The organism is Oscillibacter ruminantium GH1 (assembly GCF_000307265.1).
GTDB lineage: Bacteria > Bacillota > Clostridia > Oscillospirales > Oscillospiraceae > Oscillibacter > Oscillibacter ruminantium.
Window position 1 is genome coordinate 321,438 of sequence record NZ_DF158899.1, and the last position, 12,015, is coordinate 333,452.

The following is a 12,015-nucleotide window of genomic DNA, read 5'->3' on the forward strand; positions in this document are numbered from 1 at the left end:
TTTGCTATCCGTTATAATAACAAAAACTGTATTATGCAATAAAAAGGCGATACGTGCATATCTGCTTTAAAAGTTGAAAAACCAGCGGATAAGACCATCTATTGCGGAGGGGTTAAATATGGAAAAAAGAAAGCATTTCTGCACCTGCAGAGATATCGAGTGTAAGTTGAATCCAATCAACCACGATCAAGGATGTGACCTCTGTGTGCAAAAGAATTTGAAGCAAGGTGAAATTCCCGGTTGCTTTTTCCATCTGGTGAAAGATGATCTATCGGGAATCGAAGACTTCTCAATCAACGGTTTTGTTAAACTGTACCTGAAGGAGCTTGCCTCAAAGGAAGGGCAGCCATGAAAAAAGCAAGAGAAAAACGCTTTATTTCCATTAAGCAAAAAATACTACTGGCTTTGGTCAGTGTATTTGCCGTTTTGCTTGCAATCAGCATGTTTTTCATCTACAAGAATCTTCAGCGTGTTACATATCAGAATTTCGAGGAAAACGTCCACTCACTGGCAAGGACAATATCCATGTCTATCGAAGCGCTTCCCGTGGCGCAGTGGAAAGAGATTGTTACTGAAAAGGATTTTTCGGCAGAGGGATACCAGCAGCTTCACCATGAGGTTCAAAAATATATTACAAATTTTCAATCCATCGAATATATACATATCACGCTAAAAGGTGATGAAAATGAACTCTACTGGCTTGTCAACACAGATAATGCAATCAATTACACGAAAGAAGCTGGAACTGTCGCGCTGATTCCAGAAGAAGATGCGGAATTTTGGGCAGAGGAAGGCAGCTATTTTTTTAGTGATAAAACCCATAACACCTTTGTGGTTCTGACTGCCGTGTATGATAAGCAGAGCAATGTTGTTGGAGATATCGGAATCGGTGTGGCGACAAAGAGCATTACTGCGCAAATGCTGAGTTCCATGCAGGTGTATTTGCTTTCATTTGTTGGGATTTTTGCGATAATCATAGGGGCCTTTATTTTTCTGATGTACCGCATTGTAATTAACCCGCTTGAAAAGGTTACTTCGGCAGTAAAAGAGCTGGACTACGCCGTAGAAAAATTTGAAATTCGGGAGGTGACACTTCAGGGCAACGACGAGGTGTATCTGCTGTATTCTTCTATCAAAGTCATGCTGTCAGAATTGCGAAAATATATTGACTTTTCCAAAAAAGCAAGTTGGGACGCGGAGCATGACGCCATGACAAAGCTTTATAACAAACGAAAATTTCATAATATGTATGACGAATACAGTAAAAGTTCCTCTATCGGCGTCATTAGCTTTGATGTCAATTTTCTGAAACGCACAAACGACATCGAAGGCCACGCAGCAGGAGACACGCTAATCCAGAAAGCGGCAAAAAGCATTCGGTCCATTACAGGGGAAAAGGTTCATGGATACCGAATGGGGGGCGATGAATTTTTAGTAATTTGCTGCGATATGGCAAAGGGCGAGTTCTTGGAGATTGTTGAGAAATGGAAGAAAAATTTGGGCATTTTAAATCAGGCGGGCGTTGTTTGCTCAATGGCGCATGGGTGTGCCTATGCATCTGGAAAGTTTAACGTGGACGAGCTGCTAAAGCTCGCGGATTTTGATATGTATAATGATAAGAATAAAATGAAAAGCATTGCGAATTGACTGGCAAAAAGCATCCGCATCGCCTCTTTCGCGCGGAGAGGATTTCTCCATGCTCCTGAATCGGAACTGTGTTTCCAAGCCGTTCTCGCAAGCGGTCAATTTGGCCGTTTAGATTTTACCGTATGCAGGCTCACGTCCAAGAACCGCTTACAATGGTTCATCGGTCTTTTGCACAGCCCCTCTCAAAAGGGCGGTTGAATTTTATTTTCGTCGATTCCGTGCAGCATAAATCAAGTCGCTTGAACAGGCTGGAAACGGCATGGTATACTGAATGTAAAAGCAGGCTCTTGCATTTATCAATGAGTGCGGAGCAAGTGTACCGTACACGGAAATCGTTTCATATTGAAATTGAGGGGAGGCAACTTGCGTGATTGAAATTTTAGTGGTAGAGGATGATATTGCGCTCAGCAATGGAATTGCAATGGCTCTGCGAAGTGCGCAGGTCCATGTGGTGCAAGGTCACTCGCTGTTTGCTGCGAAAAATCATCTTGCTGCCCACCATATCGGACTGGTCATTTTAGATATCAATCTTCCGGACGGAAGCGGCCTTGACCTACTGCGAGAATTGTCTGACAGGCAGGACACATCCGTCATTCTATTGACTGCAAACGACACCGAGACGGACATTGTAACAGGGCTTGAACTGGGTGCGGATGACTACATTACCAAGCCCTTCAGCCTCGCTGTGCTCCGTGCAAGAGTCAATACGCAGCTGCGAAAACTGGAAAACAGCACTTCTTCTGTCTTCCGGCAGGATTGCTACTGTTTTGCCTTCGACCAGATGCAATTTTTCAAGGGTACCACACCGATAGAACTGAGCAAAACAGAACAGAAGCTGCTGCGGCTTCTGGTGGAAAATAAGGGAATCACCTTGGAGCGCGGCAAGCTCCTTGACCGCATTTGGACCGACGGCGCGGAATATGTGGACGAGAATGCACTTTCTGTTACCATAAAGCGCTTGCGCGATAAGCTGGAGGATACCCCCTCCCATCCTCAATACATCAAAACCGTCTATGGCGTGGGTTATACATGGGCGGTGAAGTAGTATGACACCCCTTGAAATGATTTTGTCGGCAACTGCTTTGCTGGCAGCTGCGCTCTCCATCGTGATTGTATTCGCCTATCACCGGAAAACAAAGCATCTTTTAGAACACATGAATGCCATGCTGACGGCTGCCATGAACGGTAGTTTTTCTGAAAAGACGTTTGATGAGAGCCTGCTTTCGGCAGTGGAAACCAAACTGGCCCACTATCTTTCCGCCTCCACCGTATCCGCTCAAAATCTTCAAGAAGAAAAGGAGGAAATCAAGGCACTGATTGCGGACATTTCCCACCAGACAAAAACACCGATTGCAAACATTCTGCTGTACGCCCAGCTATTAAGTGAGCAAACGCTGCCCGAAGAAAGCCAGCCCTGCGTGGCGGCTTTGAACACTCAGGCGGAAAAGCTGAGCTTTCTGATCGGTGCGCTGGTCAAAACCTCGCGGCTGGAAGCCGGCGTGATTCAGCTTCAGCCAAAGCCTTCAAACGTGCAGCCCATGCTGAATACCGTCTTGGCGCAAATTGCGCCTAAGGCGGCAAAAAAGGAAATTACCATCAATTGCGCGGAAACAGACGCCGCCGCCTGCGCTGACGTTAAGTGGACAGGCGAGGCAATCTACAACATTCTTGACAATGCCGTGAAGTATACGCCGCGCGGTGGAAGCATCCAAGTTTCAACCACGGTCTATCATCTTTTCTGCCGAATTGATCTTGCGGATACGGGCATTGGCATCGTGGAGGACGAGCAGGCAAAAATTTTCGGCCGATTTTATCGCTCTCCTGACGTGAGTGAAGCGGAGGGGGTCGGCATCGGGCTGTATCTTGCAAGGCAGATCGTTTCCGGGCAGGGTGGGTATATCAAGGTGTCGTCCAGACCCAGCGAAGGAGCCTGTTTCTCTATTTTTCTTCCGTTGCAGCCTTAGAATCTTTCAAAACTGTTAGATTTTCTTTCCTGTCGAAAGATTCTGGAAAGATTCATCTGTTAAAGTGTGTATTGTTGAGATGCAGTACACACTTTCTTTTTGGAGGAACAAAAAATGAATATATTGGAAACCAAGGAGTTAAAGAAAATATATGGCAGTGGCGAGACGGCGGTTCATGCGTTGGACGGCGTGGATTTCACTGTCCAAAAGGGGGAGTTTGTCGCCATTGTAGGAATGTCCGGCAGTGGAAAGTCCACGCTGCTGCATATGCTGGGCGGTCTTGACCGTCCCACCTCCGGCAGCGTCACGGTGGACAGGAAGGACATCTTTTCACTAAAGGACGAGGCACTCACCATTTTTCGCCGCCGAAAAATCGGATTTGTTTTTCAAAACTACAACTTAGTACCCGTGCTGAATGTATATGAAAACATTGTGCTTCCCATTGAGCTTGACGGCAACGTCCCCGATAAGGCTTACCTTGACAGCATTATTGACACACTGGGTCTGCAAAGCAAGCTGCAAAACCTGCCGAACAATCTCTCCGGCGGACAGCAGCAGCGCGTGGCCATTGCAAGAGCGCTGGCGGCCAAGCCCGCCATCATTCTGGCCGACGAGCCAACCGGCAATCTGGACAGCAAAACCAGTCAGGACGTGCTGGGGCTTTTGAAGGTGACCAGTCAGAAATTCAGCCAGACCATCGTGATGATTACTCACAACGAGGAAATTGCGCAGCTTGCCGACCGTATTATCCGCATTGAGGACGGTAAAATCGTAGGCGGTGGGCAGCATGATTAAGGTAAACAACAAAAAAGCCGTTGCAACTCTTTCCGCCAAAAGTTTTCGCGCCAACAAGACCCGCAATATCATTGCCGTTATCGCGATTGCGCTCACGACCATTCTTTTCACCAGTATTTTCACCATGGGAATCGGGACGGTGGAAAGCCTGCAAAAAGCAACAATGCGGCAGGCAGGCGGAGACGGCCACGCAATGCTGAAATATTTGACGCAGGAGCAGTTTGATGCGGTAAAGGATAACTCTTCCATTCAGGAAATCGCATTTGACATGGCATTGTGCGACAGCGTGGACAACGAGGCGCTTCTCAAACGCCACGCCGAGTTCTGGTACAATGATGTCATCGGCCTCAAGCTGGCCTTTATCGAGCTAAAGGTTGGGCATCTTCCGAAGAAGGAAAACGAAGTGATTGCCGATTCCAAAACGCTGGAGCTTTTGGGTGTGCCGCTGGAGCTTGGCGCGCCGGTCCGTCTGGAGCTGAACATCCGCGGCGAAACCATCCCGCGGGATTTTGTCCTGTGCGGCTGGTGGGAGAGCGATCCTGCGTTTAATGTGGGGCAAGTATTCGCCTCTCGCGCCTATGTGGATGCACATTTGGATGAACTGCAATGCACCTACTACGACGATTACTCCATGACTGGGGCAATCAGCGCCTATATCATGTTTCCCAACAGCACAAATTTGCAGGAGAAGTTGGATAAGCTGCTGACAGAGAGCGGATTTTCTTCCATCGAAACGGACCCCACTTATGTCGCCAGCAATGTGAACTGGTCTTATCTTTCCACCAACTTCGGTTTGGACACGGGGACGATTCTGGGGCTTGGCTGCGGGCTGCTGCTGATTGTATTCACCGGTTATCTGATTATTTATAACATCTTTCAAATCTCCATTGTGCGGGATATCCGCTTTTATGGTTTGCTGAAAACAATCGGAACAACGGCAAGTCAACTGCGCCGCATTATTCGCAGGCAGGCGTTGCTTTTGTCCGCCGTCGGGATCCCCATTGGGCTGTTTTTAGGTTTCTTTTCCGGCAAAGCGCTTGTGCCGCTGCTGATGGGCAACTCCAGCTATGCCGGCAGCGCCGTTTCCGTTTCCCCCAATCCGCTCATTTTTATTGGCTCCGCACTGTTCGCCCTCATAACAGTGTTCATCAGTACCTTAAAGCCCGGACGAATGGCCGGCAAGGTTTCTCCCATCGAGGCGGTGCGCTATACGGAGAGCGATGTGCCCAAAGGCGGGCGCAAGAAGCGCGTGAGCGGCGCAAGAATGGGGCGCATGGCGTTGTCCAACGTGGGACGGAATAAAAAGCGTACCATTCTGGTTGTCATCAGCCTGTCACTGAGCATCGTGCTTTTCAATACTGTGATTACGCTTTCCGGCAGCATTGATATGGATAAGTTTCTCTCTAAATTCTCCGATACAGATTTTCTCATTGCCCATGCAGACTATTTTAACAATGACTTTTACGGCACAGAGAACGAGCTGAGCGAGCAAATGATTTCCACAGTGGAGGCTCTGGACGGTTTTGAAAAAGGCGGACGGCTGTACGGCGGGCGGAAAAACATGTTTTTTGCCGAAAACAGCGCTGACACCGGCAGTATTAACAAAACTGAGGAAGGGTTCATTTATAGCGCGGTCTATGGTTTAGAACGGCTCCCTATGGAGCGTCTGGAATTAATAGACGGCGAAATCGACTTGAAAAAGCTCCTGAGCGGCAATTATATTCTGGAGGGCGTCCATCTGGACGATAACGGCCGGGTGGAGATGGAGACTGCCCACTATGAGGTGGGCGACACCGTGGTTCTGCACAACTGGCGTGCAACCGACCCATCCAAACCTGACGAGCAGACTGATACCTCGCACACCTTCACCGTTCTTGGGCATGTTGCCATAAAGACCTATACCAACAGCGACAGATCCTATTGGGGTTACACCTTTTACCTCCCGGCAGAGATTTACAAAACGCTGGTTGATGTTCCCGCAGTGATGAGCTATGCCTTTAATGTCGCTGACCCGCAGGAGGCTGCTGCGGAAACCTTCCTCGAGGAATATACCTCCAGCGTGGAACCGCTGATGAATTACGAATCCAAAGCAACAACCGCCAGTTCCTTTGGCGGCATGAGAAGCACTGTGCTTTTGGTTGGCGGTGCGCTTGGAGGTATCATTGGGCTGATTGGCATTCTGAATTTCATCAATGCGGTACTTACCAGTATTGTTGCACGAAAAAAAGAGTTTGCTATGCTGCAAAGCGTTGGAATGACCAAGCGGCAGCTTAAAAAAATGCTGTGCTATGAGGGAACATACTATGCAGGGCTTTCGGGTCTGTGCGCCCTCGTGCTTGGTCTTGTAATTTCGCTGGTTGTTGTGCGGTCAATCTGCACGCAGCTTTGGTTTTTGAGTTATCGCATGGTGGTATGGCCGCTGCTTGTTGCGGTTCCTGTGCTGCTTCTGCTCGGCGTGGCGGTTCCGCTCGTTTTGTACGGCATCACCGACCGCCAGAGCATTGTCGAGCGGCTTCGTGAGGCTGAATAATGGGCTAAACGGGCATCGGACTGTGCGCCATAAAAAGCATGTTTCCTCCGCTGAAAAATGAAGAATCTCTATAAGAAAGCCAGCCCACGAACTTTTTACGGTTCGTGGGTTGGCTGCTTCTCGGTATAAATTAAGGTAACACCGCACAGAGATTGCGTGCAGATTGCGCAGTCAGATTTTTCGTCAGATTGTATCGGAATTTTGCCGCAATGCTGACGTATGGCAAAAAGTTTCTGTGCAAGATGGCGGAGAATATGCATGCGAGCTGTGCGCAAAACCGCTAGGCGTTCTTTGTACGGTGTTGCCTTAAGTCTGCCGCACTGCGCTCAGCTGGCCTTCTTCTCAATTTTGGGAAATACAGCGGCTTGCTTTGCTATACTCTTTTTTCCAGTGCAAATTTCCGAATTTCTACTCGCCTTTTGCTAGCAGACCATTTCAAATTTGGGCATGGCTGCCCAGCTTGTTTTTCAGATCTTCAAGGGCCTCTGTCAGAGCTTCGTCAAATGTGGGATGGGGCCGCATTGCCAGCAGCATTTGTTCCACGGTCATGCGGTTTGCAATGGCTTGGCTGATTTCGCCGATGATGTCCGTGCTGTTTTTGCTCATCAGCTGCGCGCCGAGAATCTCATGGGTTTCGCTGTTTGCCACGAGCTTCATAAAGCACCGGCCTGAATTCACGATCAGCGTTCGCGCATTGCCGAACATCACGCATTTCCCGGTCTTGACGGGGATGCCTGCCGTCTTGGCCTCCGCGTCCGTCATGCCTGTCACGGCGATCTCCGGGCGGCAATAAATGCAACTGGGGATCACATTCATTTGAACGGTAGGCTCCGCACCACAAAGCATTTCCACACAGGCCACCCCCTGCGCAGAGGCCACATGAGCCAGCTGCACTTTAGAGGATACGTCGCCGATGGCGTAAACACCGGGAATGCTGGTTTGATACCGCGCATCTACCCGGATGGCGCGGCCATCCATCTCCGGCTGCAAGGTTCCGGGAAACAACCCCTCCAGATACGGCCTGCGGCCAATAGCGCACAGTACGGCCTCGCCGGAGACGGCCTCTGCTTTGTCTTTGGCTGTGAAGTTCACGGTCAGTCCACCGTCCCCCAGTTCCACGTTTTGCACCATGGAGCCGGTAAAAATCTTCACGCCCTGCTTTTTTAAAATCATTTCCAGATTTTGGCCAAGTTCCCGGTCCAGCGTGGGCAGCAGACGATTCATCCCCTCGATCATGGTAACGTCGCAGCCCAGATCGCTGTAAAACGTTGCAAATTCTACACCGATGACGCCGCCGCCCATAATAACAATGGATTGATAGAGATGATCCGTCCCCTCCAGCAGCTCATCCGAAGTCATAACTCCCGGCAGTTCCAAACCCGGAATGGGTGGCCGGGCGGGTACGGATCCTGTGGCAACCAAAATATGTTCCGCTGTTAAAACGGTTTCGTTCCCCTCGTTATCCGTCACATGGACCGTGTACGGCTCCGAAACGGAGGCGGTTCCCTGGACAAACGCAACGCCGGTGCTTTGGAATAATCCCTCCACGCCGCCGCTGAGTTTTTGAGAGATTTGGCGCTTATAGGCAAAAATGGCGCTCATGTCTGCCCGCGCGCCCTCAATTTGAATGCCGATGTCGGATGAGGAAACGGCGTCGTGATAGATTTCCGAAGCGTGGAGCAGCGTTTTTGTGGGGACGCAGCCCCGGTTCAGGCAGGTACCGCCCGCCTCCCGCCGCTCCACCACGACGGTGCGCAGGCCCAGCTTTGCGGCGCGCAGTGCCGCCATATAACCGCCGGGACCTGCGCCAATAACAATCAATTGGTACTCACTCATATAAACGCTCCTGTTCCGCCGGGATCCGGCAGGACTTTTAAATTGCTTTTCACTGGGCTGGCCGTTCCTTGAAAGGCCAGCCCAGTTTGCATCATGCCTCCCGCCATCTCAAAATGGGATTCCGAGCGGCGCGCACTTCGTCTGGGCGGGCAATCTGTGCGCTGTGGGGTGCGCTGCGCATGAAATTCGGGTCTTCGTCAGCCAGCGCATACAGCTTGCAGAATCCCTCCGCAGCCCGATCCAGCGCCGCCCGACTCTCCGTTTCGGTTGGCTCCAGCATCAGCGCCTCGTGAACGATGAGAGGAAAGTACATCGTTGGCGGATGCATACCGTAATCAATCAGCGATTTGGCAACCTCCAGCGCAGAGACGCCCGTTCTCTTTTTGAATTCCGACAGGTCCAATACAAACTCGTGCATACAGATCCGGTCAAAGGCCGGTTCAAACGTACCTTGAATTCTCCGCATCAGATAGTTGGCGTTGAGCACTGCGTTTTGGGCGGCTTCTGGAATTCCCTCCCGACCCAGCGTCATGAGATAGGCCAAAGCCCGCACGACCACCAAAAAGTTCCCGGCAAAGCTGCGCACCTGTATCCGCTCCCCGCCGTCCATCAAGGCAGACTTGGGCAGGAAATCGGCAAGAAACGCTTTGCAGCCCACAGCACCCGCTCCGGGCCCGCCGCCGCCGTGGGGGGTGGCAAAGGTCTTGTGCAAGTTCATGTGGATGCAGTCAAAGCCCATGTCTCCGGGACGAACCACGCCCATGATGGCATTGAGGTTTGCTCCGTCGTAATAGCACAGGCCGCCGGCCTCGTGAACCAAACGGGTAATTTCCAGAATGTTTTCATCGAAAAGGCCGACGGTATTGGGATTCGTCAGCATCAATCCGGCTGTTTCTTCGTTTAGAACGGCCTTCAGCGCCTCTAAATCCACACAGCCGTCCGGTGCAGAGGCAATATTCACCACCTCAAAGCCGCACATGGCGGCGGTGGCAGGGTTGGTGCCGTGGGCAGAATCCGGAACGATGATCTTGTTTCGCTTTGTATCTCCGCGGGACGCGTGGTACTGCTTAATCAGCAGTACACCGGTGAACTCTCCGTGTGCTCCGGCGGCAGGCTGGAACGTCATATCGTCCATCCCAGCGATTTCGCACAGGTAGGCTTTTGCGGTATCCAGCACTTCCCGGCAGCCTTCCGCCGCATGGGCCGGGGCCAAGGGATGAACACCCGCAAAACCCGGCAGGGCAGCTATTTCCTCATCAATGCGCGGATTGTATTTCATGGTGCAGGAGCCCAGCGGATAAAAGCCGCAGTTCACGCCATAGGTGTGGCGGCACAGCTCTGTATAGTGCCGGGAAATCTCCGTTTCACTGATTTCAGGCAGCGCCGGAGCGGTTTTTCGGTTCATGTATTCCGATGGATACACGGTTTCCACATCGCAGGGCGGCAGCAGGCTGCATCCTCGTCCGGGAACGCTTTTTTCAAAAATCAGCTTCATTTGGCCAATACCTCCTTGACGACGGAAATGGTTTTGTCCAGCGCCGCCTTGGACGCTTTCTCCGTGGCGCACCACAAAACGCCGCCGTCCACCGGCAGTCCGCCTAAGATATCCGCATCCTCCAGTGTAGACAGCACCGCTTCCATGCGCGGCATTTCCGTGACAAATTCATGGAAAAATTCGCCGGAATAACGCATGGAAACGCCGGGAATCGCACACAAGCCCTTTGCCAAATAGTGGGCCTTGGACATGGATTGCCGCGCGGCCTCCGCGATCCCTTCAGGCCCCATGGCGGCCATATAAACCGAAGCGGTCAGGGCGCACAAAGCCTCGTTGGAGCAGATATTACTTCCCGCTTTTTCCCGGCGGATATGCTGCTCCCGCGCTTGCAGGGACAAGACATAGGCCCGCTGGCCGTTACTATCCGCCGTCTCGCCCACGATTCGGCCCGGCAGCTTGCGCATGAGCTTGCCGGTACAGGCCATATACCCCAGATACGGGCCGCCCCAGCCCATGGGCAGGCCAAGCGGCTGTCCTTCGCCCACAGCAACGTCTGCACCGCAGTCCTGCGGCGTTTTCAGAATTGCCAGCGAGATGGGGTTGCAGCCCATCACATACAGCGCGCCGGCCTCGTGTACCAACTGCCCAAGCGCCGGCGCATCCTCCAGCTGTCCATAAAAATTAGGCTGCTGGACATAGAAGCAGGCGACCTCGTCCGTCAGCATTTCCCGTAAGGCCGCCAAATCGGTAACGCCGTTTTGTGCGGGCACAATGCGCATCTCGTCCCCACTGCCATAGCAGTAAGTGCGGATGGTATGGATCACGTCTGGATGGGCGGCGGCGGACACCAACGTGACCCGGCGCTTCCGGTCGCGGCACATGGCGGCGGCTTCGGCGGCGGCAGAGGCCCCGTCATATACGGAGGCATTGGACACAGCCATACCGGTGAGCTGGCAGATCATGGTCTGATACTCGAAAATGGATTGCAGCACGCCTTGGCTGATCTCCGCCTGATAAGGGGTATAGGCCGTTAGAAATTCTTCCTTGGCGGGAATGTACTTTACAATGCTGGGGATATAGTGGTCATAAGAACCAGCCCCCCGCAGAACCGTGGAAAACACTCGGTTTTTTGCCGCCATGGATTCCATCGTCCGGCGAACCTCCAGTTCGCTCATTCCGGCGGGAATCTCCAGCGGGCGGTCCAGCAGCATCTGCTCGGGCACATCGCAGTACAGTTCCTGATAGGATTTCAGGCCGATGGCCTCCAGCATTTCCTGCCGCTCCGCTCGTGTGGAAGGTACATAGCTTCCCATGTTCAGCCCTCCACGCGGCAGAGCGCCTCATATTCATTGGCGGAGATCAGTTCTTCCTGCTCGCTGAGTTCCTTTACCTGAATGAGCCACGTGCCATAGGGATCGCTGTTCAGCTTTTCGGGCGCGTCCAGCAAATCCGCATTGACGGCGCACACAACGCCGGAAACGGGGCAAATCAAATCGGACACCGTTTTGACGGATTCCACATCGCCGAAAGCCTCTCCCACAGAAACGCTGTCGCCCTCCTGCGGCAGATTTACAAAGACCACGTCGCCCAGTGCGTTTTGCGCGAAATCGGAAATGCCAATCACCGCAGTGTCCCCATCCATTTTTACCCATTCATGGGACTTGGAATAGTTCAGTTCTGCCGGATAATTCATAACGATACCTCCATATATTTTATAGATTGACTGTATTGATTTGCAGGATTCTGCG

Annotated in this window: 10 protein-coding genes; 6 read left to right on the plus strand and 4 right to left on the minus strand. The window is 51.8% G+C overall.

The genetic code is table 11. The annotated features are described in order from the left end of the window. Positions 1-118 precede the first annotated feature (118 nt). From ON16_RS11750 to ON16_RS11775, 6 genes are all read left to right on the plus strand, one after another. On the plus strand, positions 119-352 hold the full coding sequence (locus ON16_RS11750) for a DUF6485 family protein (protein ID WP_040662662.1): 234 nt from the start codon (positions 119-121) through the stop codon (positions 350-352). Continuing rightward, positions 349-1,647: a GGDEF domain-containing protein gene (locus tag ON16_RS15100; RefSeq protein WP_051131725.1), complete on the plus strand. Its 1,299-nt coding sequence runs from the start codon at positions 349-351 to the stop codon at positions 1,645-1,647. Before ON16_RS11750 ends, ON16_RS15100 begins: the two co-directional genes overlap by 4 nt. Positions 1,648-2,014: 367 nt before the next feature. Continuing rightward, a complete protein-coding gene (locus tag ON16_RS11760) occupies positions 2,015-2,692 on the plus strand; it encodes a response regulator transcription factor (RefSeq protein WP_040662665.1) in 678 nt (225 codons plus the stop codon). 1 nt (position 2,693) lies between these two features. Further along, positions 2,694-3,611 (plus strand): sensor histidine kinase, encoded by a 918-nt coding sequence (locus ON16_RS11765; protein WP_040662668.1) that lies wholly within the window; start codon positions 2,694-2,696, stop codon positions 3,609-3,611. A 114-nt stretch (positions 3,612-3,725) separates the two neighbouring features. Continuing rightward, positions 3,726-4,406: an ABC transporter ATP-binding protein gene (locus ON16_RS11770; protein ID WP_040662671.1), complete on the plus strand. Its 681-nt coding sequence runs from the start codon at positions 3,726-3,728 to the stop codon at positions 4,404-4,406. Then, complete coding sequence (locus ON16_RS11775) at positions 4,399-6,936, plus strand: ABC transporter permease (protein WP_040662673.1); 2,538 nt, start codon at positions 4,399-4,401, stop codon at positions 6,934-6,936. Before ON16_RS11770 ends, ON16_RS11775 begins: the two co-directional genes overlap by 8 nt. A 435-nt stretch (positions 6,937-7,371) precedes the next feature. Here the strand turns inward: ON16_RS11775 and lpdA are convergent, their stop codons facing one another. From lpdA to gcvH, 4 genes are all read right to left on the minus strand, one after another. Then, complete coding sequence (gene lpdA, locus ON16_RS11780; RefSeq protein ID WP_040662676.1) at positions 7,372-8,772, minus strand: dihydrolipoyl dehydrogenase; 1,401 nt, start codon at positions 8,770-8,772, stop codon at positions 7,372-7,374. Positions 8,773-8,863: 91 nt separating this feature from the next. Beyond that, positions 8,864-10,267 (minus strand): aminomethyl-transferring glycine dehydrogenase subunit GcvPB, encoded by a 1,404-nt coding sequence (gene gcvPB, locus ON16_RS11785; protein ID WP_040662678.1) that lies wholly within the window; start codon positions 10,265-10,267, stop codon positions 8,864-8,866. After that, on the minus strand, positions 10,264-11,580 hold the full coding sequence (gene gcvPA / locus ON16_RS11790) for an aminomethyl-transferring glycine dehydrogenase subunit GcvPA (RefSeq protein ID WP_040662684.1): 1,317 nt from the start codon (positions 11,578-11,580) through the stop codon (positions 10,264-10,266). Before gcvPA ends, gcvPB begins: the two co-directional genes overlap by 4 nt. A gap of 2 nt (positions 11,581-11,582) precedes the next feature. Beyond that, positions 11,583-11,960: a glycine cleavage system protein GcvH gene (gcvH, locus tag ON16_RS11795; protein ID WP_040662687.1), complete on the minus strand. Its 378-nt coding sequence runs from the start codon at positions 11,958-11,960 to the stop codon at positions 11,583-11,585. Positions 11,961-12,015 lie beyond the last annotated feature (55 nt).